Here is a 22,314-nt window from a genome sequence, read left to right as displayed (position 1 = left end):
TGGTGGGGTTAGGAGTCAGGAGTCTCCGAGTCAGTAGACGGTCGTTTCAGGCTTTGTTGCCCTCTTTTTTTGTACCAGTTTATGTACTAGCAGAAGGATAATGCCAGGTTTTTGAAGGTCTTAATCCTATTTTCGCAGCACTAACATCGGATTTTAACAGGTCAAAAGCCTTATTTTAAAAGGGTTTTACCATTATTCAGCAAGCCCTAATTATGCAAGAGGTTTATAGGATAAGAAAGTCAAAATTTGTCCTAAATTAGTCCCCTACAAATGCTTGATCTATAAACAAGCTGATCTAAAAATTGAAAATACTAGCCCTAGTTTCTCAATTTATCAAGTTTATACTGTCCCATTAATCACTATAATAAAAGTTGAAATCTTTCAATGCTAATATTCTCTGCTTATTTAAGCGATAATGATAGGCCACACGAAACTTTAACTTTTCCCAGTCGCTTTTTTGAATTTTGTTTTTACCAGAGGAAAACTTAAGATGTTCGACAAATTCACGCTCGATTATGTCAGACCATTCGCTAGGATAAGTAGGTAAACCTGCTTTCGCCGCGGCTAACCCCATTACTGGACCATCTGCACCATGAAGGCGGTGTATTTCTAAATATTTGGCAATTATTCCCCAATAATAAATGAATTCTTCTTCTTTTTTCCAATTTTTTCCGACAGCAAAGATAAATTCCCCAACATAGGGAGCGTTTTCAAAATCTATATCCAACTTCTGCGCCACTTTCTCATAATCAGGAACATTTTCGGGTTGATAACGAGTTAGATGAGCTTTTAGATTCTTGATTGTGCCGAAAACTCCGTCAAGATTATTAAATTGTTCAGGAAACACTAAGGATTTTATTAATCGAATATCCGTATCAATTTGAATAGCCATGTCGTAGCGCTCTAAGGCTTTCTCAATAGCAAAACGCCTGTCATTATAGGGAAACATGATACTATCCTGAATATGTTTAATGGCAATTACGTTACTTGAATCTTGAAAATCCCTTGGCTCGTCAGTCAATATCAGATATTGAATACCGGGATGGTATTTTTCCATATCGCGGGCTACGTTGACTGCACAAGAACGATACTTTTTGCCAAGGGCTAAACCGCAAAAACAATAACTATTCATTAATCACCGTCTGAATTTTTGTCTAGGTTCAGTCTAGCTTATCTTAGAAAATTCGTCAATACAAATCGTAGTTTTCGTGGTTAATTTGGTCAAAATAGGTTTTTAATTCTGCAAAATTGCGGATTCTAGAGTTTATTTGGTTGCGGTGACATAGAATAGACCTGTGGGAGAAATGAGCTTTTTTCTTGTTAACTATCCTTGGCAACAATTCCTAGATTTGATAACAAAGCTTGTAGGTTAGTTTGCACGGTAGCGGGTTGGTATCTCTTAATAGTTTCTAGGGAATTATCAGCGAGTTTTTGCCACAATTCCATATTATCATAGAGTTCGATTACCGCTTGGGCAAATTCCTCGGCAGTATCGGCAATTAAAACATCTTGGTGGTCAATTAATCCCATACCTTCGGCACCAATTTTTGTGGTAACAGTGGGTAATCCTAGGGAAAGACTTTGACCAATTTTACCCTTCATTCCCGCACCAAATCGCAGGGGTGCGACAAAAACACGACTCTTTTGAAAATAGGGTTCTACTTCGGGAACATAACCGGTAACAATCACTTTATCATTGGCTAATTCTTTCACTTCATCCTTGAGGTTACTTCCTAATAAATTAACGGTAATATCGGGACGGGATGCCCAAACTAAGGGCATAATTTCTAAACATAACCACTTGACTGCATCAATATTAGGAGGGTGATTGTAGCTACCAATAAATACTAAACCCGATCGCTGGTCAAAAGCAACTTTTTCTGACAGGGAAATTTCTTCATGGATATTGGGGATTACCCAAACATTTTTCACTCCTAAAGAGGATAAAACCTGCTTTTCGTCTTCCGTTACTACCACGGTTGCTTCTGCTTGATTAGCATAGTTTAACTCTAATTTCTGATAGGTTTGCCAACTCCAGCTGGTATTTTGGTAACTGGGATCGAGATAGTCTTTTTGTCGTTTTAAACGTAGAAAATGCAGGTCAATTGTATCATAAATAATTGGTGCTTTTGTCTTTAAGCGAATTAAATCCATATACTTATCGCACAATTCGGGACGACACAACCAAACTCCATCTATCAGGGGTAAATATTTGATTAATTTTTCTTCCAGATTATATCTTTGCGGTGTGCCATAAATAACTTCAATTCCCATTTGTTGCAGGACGGAAGTATAGGGTTGTTCGGGATAGCCATTATCGGGAAAGAAAATGACTGAATAGCCTAAATTGAGCAGCAGCTTAAGAATATTTAATAAACGCACACAGCCGGATTCTCGATCGTATAGTGGAACGTAGGAGTCGATGACTAAAATTGTCGGGTTTCCTTGTAAACGTCGGGCAGCTTTCGGTACATTATTAGCATCGTTATCTAGGTGTTTAGTTAATACCTTTGACCATTTTTCTCGAAACTTAGTTTGATTAATAACTTGATATTGTTTGATCCCACTGGAAAGGTCTGTTCCCGAGGTGATTCCTTCGTAGTGAATGACGTTAGATTGGGGTTGATAGAGGACTTGATAACCCAATTCTCGGATGGCAAAACATAAGTCTGTATCTTCGTAATACGCGGGGATAAAGTCTTGACAAAAACCACCTAATTGCTTAAATAAATCTGTAGGAACTAATAAACTTGCTCCCGAACAATAGTCCACGGGACGCACATAATTATATTCCGGTTCCTCGGAACTATCTAAGCGTCCATAATTCCAACCATCGGCAGAATTCCAGATAATTCCCCCCGCTTCTTGTTGTTTACTATTAGCATAAATTAACTTAGAACCCACCGCACCAACTTGGGGATTATTGATAATTAATTTCACTAAACTTTCTAGACAATTTTCCAGAATTCTAGTATCGTTATTGAGAAAATATAGGTATTGACCTTTTGCTTGACTAGCCCCATAATTACAGGAACGAATAAAACCAGAGTTTTCGGCATTAGTTAATACTTTGATTCCTTTAACTAAAGTTGCTAATTGTTCTAAGGTTTCATCGCTGGAAGCATCATTAACAATGATTATTTCATAAGCTAAATCAGAACCAAGGTTAACACTCAAGGATTCCAGACAGTTAAAGGTGTAGGCAAATTGGTTATAAACAGGAATAATAATCGAGACTAAAGGATTGTCACTGCTGGCAATTTCTAGGGGCCGCGGTTCAGCTAATTTAGCACTTTCGATCACCTGTTCTTCAAATTCAGAGGAACTCTTTCCTGTGAGAATTTTAATAATTTTTCGTTTCGTCTTTTTGATTGCTGGTTTCCATCCTTCCTCTTGGAGACTAAAGACAAATTTTTTGAGCAGTTTTTTAACTTTAAAAATAATCATTATTACCATAATTCTTCCTCTGGAGAAAACCAATCTTGTGCTAAATTTAAATCTCTTTCTGCTCTAACAATAGCTCCTTCCTTTAATTGTTGCTTGAGGTAGTTTCTCTGTTGTTCCATAATATATAATTTAATCACTTCATGAATTAAATTATTATATTCTTTTTCAGGATAATCACTACTCGCCAACCATCGATCGAGAAGTGGCATAGTATCTTCAGGGAGACTTATCTGAAGTTGTCTGGCCATTTTGTCTTTCCTAACTATATCTAGACAATAACAATTATAAACCCCTAGAGCGATTTTAGTTGCTGTCGGGATAAATTCTCGGGGCTGCGGCGATTAATTTTTGAGTGTAGGGGTGTTGGGGATGGCTAAAAATTTGTTCAGTGTCACCCATTTCAACTATTTTACCCGCAGTCATCACCGCAATTCGATCGCAGAGGAATCTCGCCAACCAAAGATCATGAGTTATAAATAAATAAGTTAGATTAAATAACTTTTGTAACTCTAACATTAACTCTAAAACCTGTGTCTGGACACTAGCATCGAGCATACTAACCGGTTCATCACAAATAACTAATTCTGGACGAGTAATTAAAGCGCGAGCAATGGCTACCCTTTGCTGTTGTCCTCCCGATAACTCTCTAGGATAGCGTCGATAAAATTCCTCTACCGGTGTCAAACCGACTCGATCTAACATTTCTAAAACCTGTTTTTTAGCCGTTTCTAGATTAACTTTTTTATGGATAAAAAGCGGATCGGCGATACTTTCTCCCACCGTCATTAAAGGATTGAGACAAGCGAGGGGATCCTGAAAAATCATCTGCATTAAGCGCCGTTTTGGACGCATTTTTTCCGCCGACAAAGGGGTTAAATCTTCTCCTAAAAATTCCACTTTTCCCCCGGTGGGTTTAATTAACTGTAATAGGGTTCGCGATAGGGTACTTTTCCCACACCCCGACTCCCCAACTAAACCGAAAATTTCCCCTCGATACAGTTCAAAATTGACTTCATCTACCGCTTTAATAAATTTCTTTTCTTTCTTGAATAAACTATCTAAAAAGTTACCTTCTAGGGTATAATACTGTTTTAAATTATCCACCTTTAACACCGTCTCCTGACCTTGAATTGCTGTTAATTTTTCCTCCCGTACCTGTAGGTGTAAAGCGGCGGACAAAAGAGAACGAGTGTAGGGATGTTGAGGCGCTTTAAAAACTGTTTTTACCGCTCCCGATTCGACAATTTTGCCGCCATTCATCACCGCTAATCGATCGCAATATTCTCCCACCATCGCTAAATCATGGGAAATTAACAATAGTCCCATCTGTTCCTCGCTACATAAACGCTTTAATTCCCGCAGAATTTCCGCCGAAACCGTCACATCTAAACTGGTGGTGGGTTCATCGGCAATAATTAACTTAGGGTTTAATAATAAAGCTAAAGCAATGGCCACTCTTTGCCGCATTCCCCCGCTAAATTCGTGAGGATATTGTGACCAACGATTAGCGGTAATTTTTACTTTTTCTAGGACGGTACAAGCTTGACTTTTAGCTTGACGATAGGTTAAATTCGTCCGATGGGCTTGCAAAGTTTCTACACAATGATCGCCAATAGTCATCAGCGGATCTAGTCGCGTCATCGGATCTTGAAACACTAATCCCACCGCTTCCCCGCGAAACTTTTCTAACTGTTTGCTAGATAAAGATAAAAGCGAGCGCCCTTCAAAGGTAATCTCCCCTTCAACGTGAGTGCGATTGGGTAATAACCTTAAAATAGCCTTACCGATGGTCGATTTTCCACAACCAGATTCACCCACTAATCCCAGAGTTTCCCCTTTGCCTATACTCAAAGATACCCCATCGATCGCCCAAGAGGGAGAACTTAATTCGGTCGGGTAGGCAATTTTTAGGTCTTTAATTTCCAACATGAGGCGAGCGGTAAAGATAAAAGTTAGGACTTAAGTAAGTAGTTATAATTAAATTGAAGATAGATTTTGCCTCTGATCCCCCCTGCCCCCCTTGATAAGGGGGGGGTGCCGATCCCCCCTGCCCCCCTTGATAAGGGGGGTGCCGATCCCCCCTTAGTCCCCCCTTAATAAGGGGGGCATCTGATAATTTTTAACGCTTACCTACTTAGGGTCAAGTATGCCACACAAAGGGCGATCGAGCATTTAATCACTAATCGACAACTGACCCTAACAAAACCCGACAATACCCCTTTAAAGTCGCCACTCGCTCGCTAATTATCTGTAAACGCTTCTCCCGTCCTTGCCGCGCCGAGGCCAAAAATAACCAATCCGTCTCCAGCAATCGCCACGATCGATATAGTTCCGTCTGGAGCGCGCGCCAACGATTAGCCACCTCTGGGCTGAAATTGTCATCATTTAGTGACAAAATCTCCCCTTCTAGACAGGTTTGTAAAGCTTGAAAAGATTGTAACCCCGTGGAAGCATCCCCATCCAGAAGGGCAAGACTGAAATCCTCCAGTTTTCTTAACAAAGATTTGTAGGCTTGATGGTAATTTGTCGGTAGCATCCAATACAAAGCGCGTTAGAATTTGTTACATAAGATTAACGATTTGCCGTCACGGTTGCAAGTCCTCTTCCCGAGCAGAGACAAAAACTTAAAAGAATCCCGCCCTTTTCGCCGATCGATCCGATTCCAGTGTTAGAGAGTTAAGTAATCTGGCATCCCTTCGGCCTAATAATTTTCTAGTTATCCGTCTCCTCCCCCCCCCTATTATCCCCCCGATCTAACCATGAACGCCATCACTGCCATCCAACCAGAAACCCTCACCGTCCTTCCCCGGGCCACGGAACCGAAAAAAGCGTTAGTTTTACCCGATTGGCTGAAAGAATGCCTGATTACCTACGAAAACGACCCCCAGAATCCCGATATCGATTTAATCTCTAGGGCCTTTAATTTCGCCCACAAACTCCACGAGGGCCAGTATCGCAAATCCGGGGAACCCTATATCGCCCATCCTATAGCTGTAGCGGGATTACTGCGGGATCTGGGGGGTGATGGGGCAATGATCGCGGCGGGATTCCTTCACGATGTGGTGGAAGATACGGAAGTCACCCCCGAAGAAATCGAGGCTAGATTCGGTGTTGAGGTGCGTAATTTGGTGGAAGCGGTGACAAAACTCTCCAAATTCAACTTTTCTAGCAAAACTGAACGGCAAGCGGAGAATTTTCGCCGAATGTTCCTGGCGATGGCTCAAGATATCCGCGTCATCGTGGTCAAATTAGCCGATCGCCTGCACAATATGCAAACCCTCGAACACCTCAACCCGCAACAGCAGCAACGCATCGCCCTAGAAACTAGAGAAATCTTTGCTCCCCTGGCTAACCGTTTAGGGATTGGCAGATTTAAATGGGAATTAGAGGATTTATGCTTTAAATACCTCGAACCCGATGCTTATCGCGCCGTGCAGTTATTGGTATCGGAAAAACGTATCGATCGAGAGGCCCGCATCGAAACCGTCACTAACACATTGCGGGAAAAATTGCAAGAAATTGGCATAAAAGTTCTTGATTTACAGGGTCGCCCCAAACATCTCTACGGCATCTATCATAAAATGCACAATCAAGGCAAAGAATTCGAGCAGATTTATGATATAGCCGCCGTCCGCATTATCGTCGAAACAAAAGAGGAATGTTATCGTTGTTTAGCCATAGTTCACGACCAATTTACTCCGATTCCTAACCGTTTTAAAGACTATATCGGTTTACCAAAAGCTAACCGTTATCAATCCCTCCATACCACCGTTGTTGGTTTAAATGCCCGTCCCCTAGAAGTGCAGATTCGCACCCTAGAAATGCACCATGTTGCTGAATACGGGATTGCAGCCCATTGGAAGTATAAAGAAACCGGTTCTAGTCAAACAACTTTAACCGCCGCGGATGAAAAATTCGCTTGGCTGCGTAATCTTCTCGACTGGCAAAAAGACCTTAAAGATGGCCAAGAATACATGGATGGCCTGAAAAATAATTTCTTTGAAGAAGATATCTATGTTTTCACCCCCAAAGGTGATGTGGTGGCCCTTGCCCAAGGTGCGACACCAGTAGATTTTGCCTATCATATTCATAGCGAAGTAGGTAATCAGATGAAAGGGGCAAGAATTAATGGTAAATGGTCAGTTCTTGATGCTCCCTTGCAAAATGGTGATCTGGTGGAAATTCTCACCAGCAAGCATAGTCACCCTAGTTTGGATTGGTTAAATTTTGTCGTTACTCCTAGCGCCAGAAATCGCATCCGGCAATGGTACAAAAAATCGCGACGAGAAGAAAATATTAGCCGGGGTCGTGATTTATTAGAGAAAGAATTGGGTAAAACTGGCTTCGATGCCCTGCTGAAATCGGAACGAATGCAATCGGTGGCTAAACAGTGCAATTATGTGGCAGTAGATGATTTATTGGCGGCCTTAGGTTACGGCGAAGTTACCCTAAAAAATGTAGTTAATCGTCTGCAAGAAGCAGTTAAAAATCAACAGGAAATTTTAACGGCCAAAAATCCGCCCGATGTCCTAACTGATTCCCAATTGATTCTACCACCTTCTCCCGTTCAAAGGGCTTTACCCGTTAGTAAATCACCGATCGCCGGTGTGGAGGGATTAGTCTATCGTTTGGCCGGTTGTTGTTGTCCTTTACCCGGAGAAAATATTACCGGTATAGTTGCCCATGCGGGGGAAGGCATTGTTATTCACCGTCAGGGCTGCTCGAATGTGGAAAAAGCCGAAGCTGAACGCTTAATTCCTGTTAGTTGGAACCCTATAGATGACCAGGGACGTTATCAAACTTATCCGGTAAATATTCAGATTGAAGTGATCGATCGCGTCGGGGTTTTAAAAGATATTCTCTCTCGTTTAAGTGACCAAAATATTAACGTTCGCAATGCCGGAGTTAAGACTAATTTCGGTAAACCCGCTTTAATTTCCCTGAAAATTGAAGTAAAAGACCTGCAACAATTTGAACGCTGTGTTAGTCAAATTAAGCTGATGAGTGATATTTTAAACGTTCGTCGCATCAGTCAGGTAAAAAGCGATCGAGAGTAAGTTAAACCTAAAATTTCTACTCATATTCCCCAAACGCTGGAGTGCCTTAGCTGTTGAAGTGCGATGCTGACACTGACTAAAACCACGATGGCAATATCTGCACTTTTTGTCACCGAACAACGTAGGATCGATAATTAATCTGAGCGCAAAAATCCTTATGTTATTATCCCTACTGTCAGTTATCAGTTTTCTGATTAGTTTTCTGGTGGTTGCCCTGATTAAACAACGTTTTAGCCAACAATTGTTAGATATTCCCAATGAGCGTAGCAGCCATAGTCAACCCAGACCTAGGGGGGGTGGACTCGGTTTTGTCGTCGCTTTTGCTCTTACTGGCTGCCTCAGTTATTTTCTCCTTCCTCCTTCCCTACCTCTCATTCCCCTGTGGTTGTCCCTGACTCCTTTAATTATTATCGGCCTTCTCGATGATCGTCGCAGTATTCCCTCTAGTATTCGCTATTTAGTGCAGTTATCCTCCGCTAGTGTTGCGGTCACTTTTTTCGGTGCTTTTCCCCAATCGTGGCTATTAGATTTGGGTTTTGGCGGCAAAGTTTTGGCTATTATTCTCACAATTATCGGCCTGACCGCGATGATTAATTTTTATAATTTTATGGATGGTCTCGATGGCTTGGTGGCTGGCTGTACGGCGGTACAATTAGGATTTCTCGCTCTCTATTTTCAGCAACCAATTTTATGGCTTTTAGTAGCAGCTTTAGGCGGTTTTCTCCTCTGGAATTGGTCGCCAGCGAAAATTTTTATGGGTGATGTGGGTAGCACCAGTTTAGGGGCAATTGTCGCTATGGTTGTACTTAATAACCGGGGCAATCAAAGTCAGGCTTGGTCAGCTTTAACTATCACTTTACCTCTGATTGGTGATGCTATTTATACCCTTATTTGTCGATTATTAAAAAGGTAAAATATCTTCCAAGCTCACCGCAGTCACCTTGATCAAAGATTACAAAAATCTGGCTTGTCTCATCCACAAGTAGCAATTATTTATATGGGGGTAACTCTCCTGATTGCTATTAGTATTAACTCCTTAGGAATCCTAGGATCATGGCTGAGTTTACCTCTGATTCTAGGATTAATTTTTCTCGGAGAAATTTATCTGAACAGGAAAGTTAGCGAGCATAATTTATCAGTGACAAGAAAAGAATAATTTTTTTTGCTATGGACTGAGGGGTTATTCAAACCTAGAGAATGTTAGACTAAATCCTATTTAAAAATTATAGGGATCGGGGGGTAAGGAGCAGCAGGAATTACTCAAATAGTTATTAGCGAAAGTCGTTGCTTTCAGTCAAAAACTGATGGTTTTAATCTCTGGCAAAAACAGAGCTATTTACCTATTATCCCTACTAACCAAGAGAAAAGAAAAAATTAATATTTATCGGATCAGGTTAGCTGATATGATTAGGGAGATGACTATCATTCCAAGGTCAATGAGCGCAAGAACGTTATTCGATAAAGTCTGGGACGCACACACGGTTAAGATTCTTCCCAGTGGACAGACACAATTATTCATCGGACTGCATCTAGTCCATGAAGTCACCAGTCCGCAAGCTTTTTCGATGCTGAGAGAAAGGGGTTTAAAAGTATTATTTCCAGGACGGACTATTGCCACCGTCGATCACATCGTCCCCACCGAAAATCAGGCGCGTCCTTTCCTTGACGATTTGGCCGAGGAAATGATCCGGGCGATCGAAACTAATGTTCAAACCAATAATATTCCTTTCTACGGCATCGGTTCCGGCAATCAGGGCATAGTTCATGTGATCGCTCCCGAACGGGGTCTAACCCAACCCGGGATGACGATCGCCTGTGGTGATTCCCACACCTCCACCCATGGTGCTTTTGGGGCGATCGCTTTTGGTATCGGAACTTCCCAAGTGCGCGATGTTCTTGCTACCCAAACCCTATCCCTATCGAAATTAAAAGTGCGTCGAGTGGAGGTAAACGGCGATTTAAACCCCGGTGTCTATGCTAAAGATGTAATTCTCCATATTATCCGTCAATTAGGCGTTAAAGGCGGTGTTGGTTATGCCTACGAGTACGCTGGTAGCACAATTGAACGGATGTCCATGGAAGAAAGAATGACGATTTGTAACATGGCGATCGAAGGTGGGGCCCGATGTGGTTATATCAACCCCGATCAGATCACCTACGATTACCTCAAAGGTCGTGATTTTGCGCCCAAAGACTGGGAAAGTGCGGTTAATTGGTGGGAAAGCATTAAAAGCGATGCCGATGCGGTTTATGACGATGTGGTGGTCTTCGATGCCGGTGAAATCGAACCCACAGTTACTTGGGGGATTACTCCGGGCCAAGGAATCGGGGTTAACGAAGTCATTCCCACTCCCGAAAGTTTACCGGCAAGTGAAAGAGCGATCGCAGAGGAAGCCTATCAATACATGAAACTCACCCCCGGCACCCCGATTAAAGGCACAAAAATCGATGTCTGCTTCGTCGGTAGCTGTACTAACGGCCGGATCAGTGATCTGCGCGAAGCGGCCAAATTTGCCCAAGGTCATCGTGTTGCCCCCCATGTGAAAGCTTTTATCGTCCCCGGTTCCGAAAGAGTCAAAAAACAAGCGGAAGCAGAAGGATTAGACCAAATTTTCCTAGCATCGGGCTTTGAATGGCGCGAGGCGGGCTGTTCCATGTGTTTAGCCATGAATCCCGATAAATTGCAGGGAGATCAGATCAGCGCCTCCTCCTCCAATCGTAACTTTAAAGGTCGTCAAGGTTCCGCCTCCGGTCGTACTTTGTTGATGAGTCCGGCGATGGTGGTAGCAGCAGCGATTAAAGGGGAAGTCACCGATCCCAGGGAGTTGTTAAATTAAATAGGGTTTGCTGAAAAAGTTTGTTACTGGGGTCAGGAGTCAGGAGTCTCCGAGTCAGGAGGCAGGAGATAGGGTGATAGGGTTTTGGGGTGATAGGGTGATGAGACAGCTTCCCCACTTCCCCACTTCCCACTTCTCACTCCCTTCTCCCCTTCTCCCTTCTCTACAATAATTACTCGCAACCAGAAATACCTTGGCTTATTAAGTACCTAAGCAAAATTAATTACACATCTAAGCCACTACTCCGTGAGACTTCTGCTGATGTGAGCAAACAGAGAACTGAAAACTCACATCCGATCCCTAATAGCTGTCTCCCGTCTCCTGTCTCCCGTCTTCTGTCTCAACTAGGAAATTAATTTTGCACGACTGATTATCATACTTTGTGCTTTTTGTCAAAAAAACTTTTTTTTTGCAATAAAACTACACAAAAAAAAGATCATCGTTGCCGGTGAAATTGACTAATTTACCCGTCTTAATTAGGATCACCTTCTAGGTGTGGCAAGGGTTTCAACCATTGCTGCCCAAAAAAGCACAGAATAACCCATTATGAAATTCAGTAAAATCGCTGTAACCATCATAACATCGTTGTTAAATAAAAATCTTTCTCAATTAATTTTTAAGAATTTATAAATATTGCGGAATGTTAATTTAAATATTCTCAAGTTTTTGCAGTAAATCAATAATTTTTACTTATCTTTGTCCAACATTGGGTTAGAAGTCAGGAGTCAGGAGATAGAGTGATAGGGTTTTGGGGTGATAGGGTGATGGGGATTTAGGGGTTTAGGGAAATTTCAGCCAAATGCTTCACTTCCCCACTTCCCCACTTCCCCACTTCCCCACTCCCCCACCTCCCACTTCCCACACCCTACACCCCACTTCCCACTCTATTTTAATTTGATTGCCATAATTGCCAAGCTTTAACGAGATTTCCCCCCATCAAGGCAGCCACTGCATTTAAAGTCTTAATTTCCTCACTATCGGGATTTAATTTTCTGGCCTGATCTAAGACTTTTTGGGCTGCTTGCGGTTGCCAATCGTAGAGATAAATAAAGCCTTGATAAGCATAATGATAGGGATTATGGGGGTCAATTTTAATCATTTCCTCCGTGGCTTTTATTGCCCCTGCTACATCCTGTTGTAGTACCTTAGAAATTGCTAATCCGTAGGCTAAAGATAATTTATCGGGGGGATTTTGTTGCTGTAAACGATAGGAAAAAGCCTTGTCTGCTTGCAGCACATAATTCTGAATCGAATCGTATTGATTGATACGATTAGTTAACTCAAAAATTGGCTCAATACCCGTTAATCCTTGACCAATATTAGCAGACTTTAAGCGCAATTGGGTCACTAAATCTAATTCGGGCGTTGCTAACTTGGAGACTTGAGGATCGATGGTAATTTGAGCATTAGTTTTAATCGGATAGGTTTCCCCGGTTTCCCGATTGAGATAGACAGCAGATAAGCGATAAACTCCGGGGGTTGCTGCCGACTGCATGGCGGTTTTTTCAGTAACTTCAAAACCCTTTTGTTGCTCTTCTGGACTTAATTTTTCTGCCATTAATTCCCCCATAGCAATACCGTGATCGTGCATCCAATAATCCTTACCGTCCACTTCTTGCCAGGTTAAAATCACTATCCCTGACTTTAATTGTTGCCAGTCTCCTGCCCATTTGTAAACCACGGGAATGGGTTGATTAGGAGAAGCTTTTTCGGCAATGGCAATCTCTCTTAATTCCACCCGTTTTGGTGCATTTTCAAGGGGGTTAACCGTGACGGAGGGGGCTATTTTACGGTGTAGGGATAGGGTACTATCATCCGGTAGCTGCCAAGTTTTCTCCACTTGGAAATCTGGACCGGTGGCGACTCGATTAACAATTTTTTTCTGGACATCGGGGACGGAACCCTGTTCACCAGTTTTAGTTAAAAACCAATCTAAAGAATTGACATCCTTTTCGATCTCTTCTTCCCGAACTCCCACCTGTCTGCCGGCAACCTGGGAATTATGTTTACCACCGTAGAAAGAGAAGGTATGTTGATTTAATTCGGGGGTGGAAGGTAAAACCCCTAGAGTGCTGCGAAGATAGGGAGAATCGGCTAGAATCTCTTTAACTACTTCTTCCTGTTGCCAGCCGGTTTTTAAATAGGGATGGTGTTGTAATTCGGGACTGAAAACGTTAGTAATTATATCTCCCCCCAAGGGGAATAAATTTAAGCTGGTGAGAATAGCGGCAATAGTTATCGTTCCCCAACGGATACCAGGGGCAAAACGACCACGCCAAGATAATAAACCAACGGATAAAATTAAGGATAAAGTCGGTAAAAGCGGCAAAATATAACGAGCATCTTTATTGATATTTAGGGATGATAATAGGTATCCCCCCAGCAGAAAAACTCCTAACCAAATCCACACAGGACGATTAACCTTATCTTCGGTTTTTCTATGACGTAAGGAGATTAATAATCCCACCACAGGAACTAATAACAATACCCAAGAAAGAAAATAGGGTAAAACTTGGGCGTAAAATGTCCAGGCATCTGGACTGGTAAGAGGCGGATCTCCCTCCAAAATCGCCGAATCTACCGTGGCACGTTTGCTCGCGGTTAACATTAATAACCAATTCGTCCGATACCAGGGAAACATTAACAATGCTGCCGTCAAAAAACTCAGCATTAATTGCGCTAGATTGCCCCAACGTTTTCGCCGGAGATTTTCGCCCAATACCCACAAAATCGGTAAAAAGAGGAAAAATAGGGCGGTTTGTTTGACTAACATCCCTAAACCGCAAGAAATACCGAAAGCGATCGCTTTTAGCCAGCCTTGACCACTAAATCGCCACCATGTCAAGCACAAGTAAGAAAACGTTACAATTGCCGCTAAGGGAAAATCTAAGAGATATTCGAGGCGATAATAGTATAAACCGGGTAGAAATTGACAGATTAAGACCGCCCATAAAGCCACAGTCCCATTAAAGAGGATAATTCCCAATCCGTACACAGAAAAGAGCAGTAGGGCACTATAGATAGCCATTACCCACATACCCGCATCAACGCTAATACCAAAGAGATTAAAGAAGGGAATCGTTAAAAGATAGGTTAAAGGGGGAATTTTCGGCGACATTAGCCATAAACTGCGCCACCAATCCCCGTCAAACCAGCGAGGATTTTGGAAAGCTTGGGTATAGATAATCCCACCGTTGAGATAATCGGCCTGATCCCAAGCAGGAATGGTATGATCGAGACTAAACCAGAATCTATCGACTAATATCCCCAATATCCAAATAATAGTGACAATAATTAATTCCTGTCTCCTATCTAGCGATCGCTTCAAAATGACTTCTCCCTAGTGCAACTCTCAATTATTTTGCCACGCCCTCAAGCGACCCTGAAAAAATCGCCAGCAAGAAACACCAGACCGATCAAGGTAAAATAAAGATTTAGTGAAAAATTGTAACAGGAACTTGACAAATGCGAGTGGTGATCGTTGGTGCGGGATTAGCGGGAATGGCAACAGCTATCGATCTGGTCGATGCGGGCTGTACAGTAGAAATCTTAGAATCTCGTCCCTTTGTCGGGGGAAAAGTCGGTAGTTGGGTAGATGCGGACGGTAATCACATCGAGATGGGCTTGCACGTCTTTTTTGGTTGTTACTATAATCTTTTTGAGTTAATGAAAAAAGTGGGCGCTTTTCAATCCCTACTACTCAAAGAACACACCCACACTTTTATCAACGAAGGGGGAAAAATCGGCGAATTAGACTTCCGTTTCGCCGCAGGTGCGCCTTTTAACGGTTTAAAAGCCTTTTTTACCTCCTCCCAACTCTCGGCAGCCGATAAAATCTTTAATTCTCTGGCCTTAGGTACAAGTCCCATCGTCCGCGGTCTGATAGACTTTCAAGGAGCGATGAAAACGATTCGGGATCTGGACTCGATTAGCTTTGCCGATTGGTTTCGTAGCCATGGCGGTAATGAAGGCAGTTTAAAAAAAATGTGGAATCCGATCGCCTATGCCTTAGGATTTATCGATACGGAAAATATCTCGGCCCGTTGTATGCTGACGATTTTCCAATTTTTTGCCGCTAAAACCGAAGCTTCCGTCCTGCGGATGTTGGAAGGTTCCCCCCACGAATACCTGCATAAACCGATTATTAACTATCTGGAGGCACGGGGAGCCAAAATCTCTACCCGTCGTCAAGTGCGGGAAATTCTCTATTCTGGAGAGGGCGAAAATCTGCAAGTTAATGGCATGATCGTCGCTAACGGAGAAACCACGGAAACTATCACCGCAGATGCCTATGTTTGCGCTGGTGATGTCCCCGGTATTCAGCGTCTTATTCCCCAAGATTGGCGGAAAATGCCGATTTTTGACAATATTTTCCGACTAGAAGCCGTCCCCGTCGCTACGGTACAATTGCGTTTTGACGGTTGGGTGACGGAATTAAATGATGCCGAAAAACGTCGACAACTGCAAAAAGCGGTGGGAATTGATAATCTTTTGTACACCCACCAAGCGGATTTTTCCTGTTTTGCAGATCTTGCTCTCACCAGTCCTAGGGATTATTATCGCCCTGGAGAAGGTTCTTTATTACAGTTAGTTTTAACCCCCGGGGATCCTTTTATTAAAGCTAAAAATGAAGATATCGCCCAGCACGTTTTAGCGCAAGTCCATAAGTTATTTCCCTCCTCGCGAGAGTTAAAGATGACTTGGTTTACTGTGGTGAAATTAGCCCAGAGTCTCTATCGGGAAGCACCTGGTATGGATGTCTATCGTCCCTCGCAAGCGACTCCTATTGCTAACTTTTTCCTTGCTGGTAGTTATACCCAACAGGATTACATTGATAGCATGGAAGGGGCGACTTTATCGGGTAAACAGGCAGCCAAAGCAATCTTACAACGGGCCGAGCGCTGGAAATCTTTAGCCACGGTTTGAGCAAACAGCCAGCAATCTCGTCTCTTGAGAAGGGATTGCCTCTAGACTTGTTTTCAGTGGCAAAAGATAACCGCTATAGCTAACTTGGGAAGTCAGTCTCTCAGGGCAAGCTATACAAAAAAGACCGATCGAGCTAGACTCGTAAAAAGATAACTCCATCTAGAAGGCTTACCCTAGACTGGAAAGAACGTCGGAAAAATCTCGTCAGAAATAGGAGTCAATCGAGTTTATGCCAGAGCTTGCTGTATCATCAGAGCTTGATTTCACCAGCGAAACCTATAAATCAGCCTATAGTCGCATTAATGCCATCGTTATTGAAGGCGAATACGAGGCCAATAGCAATTATATTCAATTAGCAGACATCCTCACCGATAACAAAGAAGAGTTACACCGTCTGGCAAAAATGGAAAACCGTCACATGAAAGGTTTTCAAGCTTGCGGCCAAAATTTGCAAATCACTCCTGATATGGATTATGCCAAAGAATTCTTTTCCTCTCTGCACAATAACTTCCAAATTGCCTACGCAGAAGGTAAAATCGTTACCTGTTTATTGATCCAATCTTTGATTATCGAAGCTTTTGCGATCGCTGCCTATAATATTTATATTCCTGTTGCTGATCCTTTTGCCCGTAAAATTACTGAAGGCGTAGTTAAAGACGAATATTTACATCTCAATTTTGGCGAAGAATGGCTAAAAGCGAACTTTGAAACCGCTAAAGAGGAATTAGAAGCGGCAAATCGTGCTAATCTGCCCATTGTCTGGAGAATGCTCAATCAAGTCGAGGATGATGCTCGCGTCCTCGGTATGGAAAAAGAGGCCCTCGTGGAAGACTTCATGATTAGCTACGGGGAAGCTTTAAGCAATATTGGTTTCAGCACCCGTGATATTATGCGAATGTCTGCCTACGGATTAACTGCTGTCTAAAGCTTGAGCGTCGAGATTTCTTTTTTTCGCCCTGCTGCCGCTCAACACAGAGCGGCGCTTTTGTGTGATATATTTAAGAGTCTTAACGATTTCTTAGCAATATCCTCATTTTTATCTAGTGCCATCTAGTCTAACGAAAGAACAATCAATGTTTGGTCTTATAGGTCATCTTACCAGTTTAGAACACGCCCAATCGGTCGCCGACGATCTAGGTTATCCTGAATATGCTAACCAGGGATTAGATTTTTGGTGTGCTGCCCCCCCGCAAATTGTCGATGATTTTCATGTCACCAGCATCACGGGGCAAACCATCAGAGGTAAATATATCGAATCCTGTTTTTTACCGGAGATGTTGTCGAATCGTTGGGTAAAGTCTGCTATTCGTAAGGTGCTAAATGCCATGGCACTCGCTCAAAAAAGTGATATCAATATCACCGCACTCGGTGGTTTTTCTTCAATTATTTTCGAGGAATTTAATCTCAAAGATAATCGACAGGTGCGGAATATCGAGCTAGATTTTGGCCGTTTTACCACCGGTAACACCCACACCGCTTACGTCATCTGCACTCAGGTAGAAACCCTCGCTGAAAAAATGGGCATCGATTTAGCTCAATCTACCGTCGTGGTTTGTGGGGCAACCGGAGATATCGGCAGCGCCGTTTGTCGTTGGTTAAATGAAAAAACCGATACAAAAGAACTAATATGTGTGGCACGCAATCAAGAGCGTTTACAATCTCTGCAAGAGGAGTTAGGACGCGGTAAAATTCTCCCCCTAGAGGAGGCTTTACCCCTGGCTGATATCATTGTTTGGGTGGCTAGTCTGCCTAAAGGGGTGGAAATTGATCCAGATAAACTCAAGCGCCCCTGCATTATTATTGATGGTGGTTATCCGAAAAATTTAGGCACGGTCTTAAATGCCCCCGATATTTCGGTGATTAAGGGCGGCATTGTCGAGCATTCCCTCGATATTGACTGGAAAATTATGAAAATAGTCAATATGGATATTCCCTCTCGTCAAATGTTTGCCTGTTTTGCCGAGGCGATTTTATTAGAGTTGGAGGGTTGGCAAACTAATTTTTCCTGGGGACGCAACCAAATTACCGTCCCTAAAATGGAACAAATCGGCGCAGCTTCCCGCAAACACGGTTTTCAACCTTTGTTATTTTAACTAATATCCCCAACCCCCCCCCACCGACCACGGAATTAGAAGTTTCAGGCGACAAATAATTAGGAGTGAGTGCTTGACTTTGGCGGCGGCTTGGGTTATGATTGTCTCATAATGGGATATTCGTGTTTACACTTGAATGCTTAGATTACCATTATGAATAAACTCTTTTAAAAATATTATCCCAAAATCTGCCGACAAAAGCAAGCAAAATTTTGCCATCAATTGTTAAGTTTTGTTAAGAAAAATCCCAAGAGTGGCAAGGGATAGAACTCCCTTAGCTGATCAGTCCGATCTCTGTGATAGTTTCTCAGGGCTTTTGGGGGAATTATAGAAGTGTGGGACTGAATTTTAGCTTTCTAGCAAAGACGACAAAACCACTAAACCCTGACTAGCTCTAGATTTTTTCCTGATGAAAACTTGGTTAGAAGATCGCGGTATTTTACCCGCTTACGGTGGTGGGGTAATCATTGGCATTACCCTCTGTTTTTTCGGAGCTGCGACCAATACCATGGCGGGATGGTTGTATGCTATCTGTGGCACGACGATCGCTCTTTTAATTTTATCGATAATTTTACCCCGTCGTTCCCTTCTTCCCCTGAAAGTGCGTCGTCTTGTCATTGTACCCGTGAGTGCGGGAGACGATCTTAGTATTAGCCTAGAGATAGAAAATACTAGCAATCAGCCGATAAATCTGTTAGAAGTGACAGATATCCTGCCAATTGTCCTCGATCAGCCAAAAATAACCCCAATAGAAGCAATTGCCTCCAAAAGTTCCCATCGTTGGACCTATTATTTACCTACCAGTAAACGGGGTATTTATCACTGGCAAGAAGTACAATTAAGAACAGCAGCCCCTCTCGGTTTATTTTGGTGTCGTCGTTGTCATCAAGCAGCGGCTAAAGCTTTAGTTTATCCCCAAGTTTTACCCTTACAACAATGTCCCCTGATCGATTCCCTCGGTCAAGAGGTGGAACAAAAATTAGAAAATAATCGCTATTATCAAAGGGCTAGTCAAGGACTTACCCGTAACCTGAGACAATATCGCTACGGTGATTCTACCCGTTTAATTCACTGGAAAACTAGCGCTCGTTTGGGAGAATTTCAAATTCGGGAATTAGAAGTGTTAACGGGAGGACAGGAAGTGATTATCTGTCTCGATACCCTCTGTGATTGGCAAGAAGACAGTTTTGAACGGGCGATTATTGCCGCTGCTTCCCTCTATTTTTATGCCTATCGTCGGCAATTAAATGTGAAACTCTGGACGGGTGAAACGGGTTTAATTCAGGGGGAAAGGGTCATTTTAGAAACTTTAGCGGCTATAGAGGCAAAAGCTAGTCAAAAAAACGCCAATCTGCCTAATTTACCTCTAATTTGGTTGACAAGTAATTTCAATTCCATCGAACAACTCACCCCCGGCAGCCGTTGGTTATTTTTCCTCGCTGCCGATTCTAGGGAGAGTCCTTCACTCTTAATCCGACAGTTTAGCGGATTGGCGATCGAACCGGAAATTTCTCTACAACAACAATTGCAACAACCCCCTCGTTGAGAAAATTTCCGTTCACAGTCTAGATTAGACCTCCTGCATAATTAAAAGTTGAAAATAGGCATAAAATTGGATAAAATCCCTACATAGAGGATTTAATTAGGCCTATTGCCTAATTTTTTTTCTGGTATAGTAGCTGGTTTCGCTTTTTTCTTGATTTTTAGATGGAAGTCGAAAAAAGAATAAAATGTGATCTTAGGTCAGGAAATCATCTATACTTTTGCTATGTTTATTAGCAAAAGTATGAATTATAAAAACTTATCAGCTAAACAGTTCAAACGCCGTTTCGGTGTGTATCAAAAAACATCTAGAAAGATGGTAGAAGCAGTAAAAAGTGTTGAAGCAAACTCTAATTCACCGTTCGACTGAGCGTTCGACTGATCTCACGCCGAAGTCTCACGGCCGAAGCCATCTAAAAGGGTGACTAAACCTAAACTATATATAGAAGAACAAGTTTTAGTAACGTTAGAATATTGGCAAGAATATAGAACATATTTTCACATTGCTACAACCTGGAAACTATAAGGATCAACTATATGTCGGATTCTAAATAAGACGTAAAAAATGCTTTTACAATCGGGAAACTTCCGTTTAAAAGGAAAAAAAGCTTTACTCAATCAAGCAGAGATACCGGTCGTAACGGTAATGTATGTAACGGAAACTCCCATTGAACGCCCCAAAAGAAACAGAAAGATTTTTTTCATGTAAAAGAGGTTATCGTACTTTAAAATCCCAATTAGTAGCTGATGAAAATACAGAGGAAATTATCTGTGTCTTCCGGGTCAAAGGCAGCGGTCATGATTGGCTCCGGTTTGTGTTATGCAATGGACGGGGGTTATAAGGGATGGAACCCTTATATAGGGTTGGCTGAATAATGGTAAAAACCTTACAGGAAAGGGCTTTTAGCTTGATTGAGAGCTTCCCAAATGCACTTAAATCTGCTAGAATCGCTCAAAACCCTCGCATCACCCTTGCATCTTCTCTCATTAGTGCTAATGTACCGTAAAAGCGAGTTACCCTCAACCCCACCGGAAAACTTCGAGCTGCCCTTTGAGGGGAAATTATCCCAAGACAATCGTTGGGTAATGATGGCCAACCTCATTCCCTGGTCAGAATTTGAAGCGGAATACGCATCACTTTTTTCAGAAGAAATGGGCGCACCCGCCAAAACATTTAGGATAGCAATGTCCGCCTTAATTATTAAAGAAAAATTAGGAACAACCGATAGAGAAACGGTAGAACAAATCAAGGAAAATCCGTATTTACAATACTTCTTGGGTTTTTCAGCTTACAGCAATGAACCCCGGTTTGAAGCGTCAATGTTGGTTCACTTTCGAGAAAGAATCACTCTGGAACTAATTAATAAAGTGAATCGCTTTATGGTCAAAAATTCGAGAGAAATAAAGGGAGAAGAAAACACCGCAAAAAAGTTAGAAAGTGAAACCCAAAGTCAACCCGAAAATCGAGGCAAATTAATTTTAGATGCAAGTTGTGCGCCCGCAGATATTAGTTATCCTACGGATTTAAACCTGTTAAATCAAGGAAGAAAACAAACCGAAAAAATTATTGATATTCTCTGGGAAACTTTAAAAGGAAAACTTGTTCAAAAACCGAGAACCTATCGTCTTCTAGCCAAAAAAAGTTATTTAGAAGTAGCGAAAAAAAGAAAACCTACCGCCAAACAAAGACGATAGGTTCCCTGAAAAAACAACTGCAATATCTGAAAATAAATCTCGACCATATTGAACAACTTTTAGCAGAAGGAGCCTCTCTACAAAGCTTGAAAAAAAGAGACTATAAACTGTTGTTAGTAGTCACAGAAGTTTATCGCCAACAACTCTGGATGTACCAAAATAACAAACAGAGTATTGAAGACAGAGTTGTCAGCTTAACTCAACCCCACATCCGTCCGATAGTCAGAGGAAAAGCTGGCCCCCCAACCCTAGGGACTTGCGTGGGAATAATATCCCAGCCAGAAAATCGCTCTGTAGAAGAATCAGACCAGCCAGATGGCATATTATCAAAGCGCAAGTCCCTAAGAGGAAGGGGGCTCTCGAAGGCTCTCCCCCTACTTAGGGTGATCAGCAAACCTGATCGCTCGGAGGGCGCAGGTTCCTTGCGCCCCTACAGTAACGGATTTTGTCCACAATGTAGGGGCGAACTGCGTTCGCCCAAAAGGTACATTATCAAAGCGCAAGTCCCCTAGGGCTGTTTCATTCTCCCATCAGAATATCAAAAGTAAAAGCGATCACTGTCTTTGTAAAATGAGAAGTGACCGGCAACTTTTAAATATATGTTGAGCTTAATAGAAAAACTGAAACAAGTCAAGGACTTTCGGAAAGATAAAGGAAAAAGACACCCTTTATGGATAGTATTAGTAGTAATAATACTGGGAACAATGCTAGGATACT

Annotated in this window: 13 protein-coding genes and 3 pseudogenes; 10 read left to right on the top strand and 6 right to left on the bottom strand. The window is 42.2% G+C overall.

The annotated features are described in order from the left end of the window. Positions 1-352: 352 nt before the first annotated feature. From IM456_RS21435 to patD, 5 genes are all read right to left on the bottom strand, one after another. On the bottom strand, positions 353-1,132 hold the full coding sequence (locus IM456_RS21435) for a hypothetical protein (protein WP_287692293.1): 780 nt from the start codon (positions 1,130-1,132) through the stop codon (positions 353-355). Between the two features lie 188 nt (positions 1,133-1,320). Continuing rightward, positions 1,321-3,456, bottom strand: coding sequence for a glycosyltransferase (locus tag IM456_RS21430; RefSeq protein WP_287692291.1), 2,136 nt, complete (start codon positions 3,454-3,456; stop codon positions 1,321-1,323). Continuing rightward, complete coding sequence (locus IM456_RS21425) at positions 3,450-3,695, bottom strand: hypothetical protein (RefSeq protein ID WP_149986845.1); 246 nt, start codon at positions 3,693-3,695, stop codon at positions 3,450-3,452. The genes IM456_RS21430 and IM456_RS21425 overlap by 7 nt, the downstream gene beginning before the upstream one ends. 55 nt (positions 3,696-3,750) lie before the next feature. After that, positions 3,751-5,376 carry a dipeptide ABC transporter ATP-binding protein gene (locus tag IM456_RS21420; RefSeq protein ID WP_149986846.1) on the bottom strand — a complete coding sequence of 542 codons (1,626 nt, stop codon included), beginning with the start codon at positions 5,374-5,376 and terminating at the stop codon, positions 3,751-3,753. A 250-nt stretch (positions 5,377-5,626) separates the two neighbouring features. Further along, positions 5,627-5,983, bottom strand: coding sequence for a heterocyst frequency control protein PatD (patD, locus tag IM456_RS21415; protein WP_002759645.1), 357 nt, complete (start codon positions 5,981-5,983; stop codon positions 5,627-5,629). Positions 5,984-6,206: 223 nt separating this feature from the next. Here patD and IM456_RS21410 point away from each other — a divergent pair, with 223 nt between their 5' ends. The 3 genes and pseudogenes from IM456_RS21410 (at position 6,207) to leuC (ending at position 11,341) form a co-directional block, all read left to right on the top strand. After that, entirely contained in the window at positions 6,207-8,504 is a 2,298-nt protein-coding gene (locus tag IM456_RS21410) for a RelA/SpoT family protein (protein WP_149986847.1), read from the top strand. A 157-nt stretch (positions 8,505-8,661) separates the two neighbouring features. Further along, positions 8,662-9,660 (top strand): annotated as a pseudogene (locus IM456_RS21405) (MraY family glycosyltransferase). Between the two features lie 280 nt (positions 9,661-9,940). After that, a complete protein-coding gene (gene leuC / locus IM456_RS21400; RefSeq protein ID WP_149986848.1) occupies positions 9,941-11,341 on the top strand; it encodes a 3-isopropylmalate dehydratase large subunit in 1,401 nt (466 codons plus the stop codon). 889 nt (positions 11,342-12,230) lie between these two features. On the opposite strand, the gene IM456_RS21395 is transcribed toward leuC, so the two are convergent. Then, positions 12,231-14,669, bottom strand: a complete 2,439-nt coding sequence (locus IM456_RS21395) for a glycosyltransferase family 39 protein (RefSeq protein WP_287692751.1) — start codon at positions 14,667-14,669, stop codon at positions 12,231-12,233. Between the two features lie 137 nt (positions 14,670-14,806). On the opposite strand from IM456_RS21395, the gene zds reads away from it, so the two are divergent. From zds to IM456_RS21360, 7 genes and pseudogenes are all read left to right on the top strand, one after another. Continuing rightward, entirely contained in the window at positions 14,807-16,267 is a 1,461-nt protein-coding gene (gene zds / locus IM456_RS21390; protein ID WP_149986850.1) for a 9,9'-di-cis-zeta-carotene desaturase, read from the top strand. Positions 16,268-16,496: 229 nt separating this feature from the next. Then, on the top strand, positions 16,497-17,192 hold the full coding sequence (locus tag IM456_RS21385; protein WP_149986851.1) for an aldehyde oxygenase (deformylating): 696 nt from the start codon (positions 16,497-16,499) through the stop codon (positions 17,190-17,192). A 148-nt stretch (positions 17,193-17,340) separates the two neighbouring features. Then, a complete protein-coding gene (locus IM456_RS21380) occupies positions 17,341-18,360 on the top strand; it encodes a long-chain acyl-[acyl-carrier-protein] reductase (RefSeq protein WP_012267666.1) in 1,020 nt (339 codons plus the stop codon). Positions 18,361-18,769: 409 nt separating this feature from the next. Continuing rightward, the gene (locus tag IM456_RS21375; RefSeq protein ID WP_287692753.1) at positions 18,770-19,906 is read left to right on the top strand and encodes a DUF58 domain-containing protein; all 1,137 of its coding nucleotides are present in this window, start codon (positions 18,770-18,772) and stop codon (positions 19,904-19,906) included. A 222-nt stretch (positions 19,907-20,128) separates the two neighbouring features. Beyond that, positions 20,129-20,717, top strand: a pseudogene (locus IM456_RS21370) (helix-turn-helix domain-containing protein); the annotation flags it as partial. Between the two features lie 181 nt (positions 20,718-20,898). Further along, positions 20,899-21,842 (top strand): annotated as a pseudogene (locus IM456_RS21365) (IS5 family transposase); the annotation flags it as partial. 354 nt (positions 21,843-22,196) lie between these two features. Beyond that, positions 22,197-22,314: transposase family protein (locus tag IM456_RS21360; RefSeq protein ID WP_287705283.1), on the top strand; the 118-nt coding region annotated here is incomplete at its 3' end.

Origin of the sequence: Microcystis sp. M079S1 (assembly GCF_020246425.1) — a bacterium.
Taxonomy (GTDB): Bacteria; Cyanobacteriota; Cyanobacteriia; order Cyanobacteriales; family Microcystaceae; genus Microcystis; species Microcystis aeruginosa.
The sequence above is the reverse complement of the archived record's forward strand: the minus strand, read 5'-3'. Positions and strand labels throughout refer to the sequence as shown.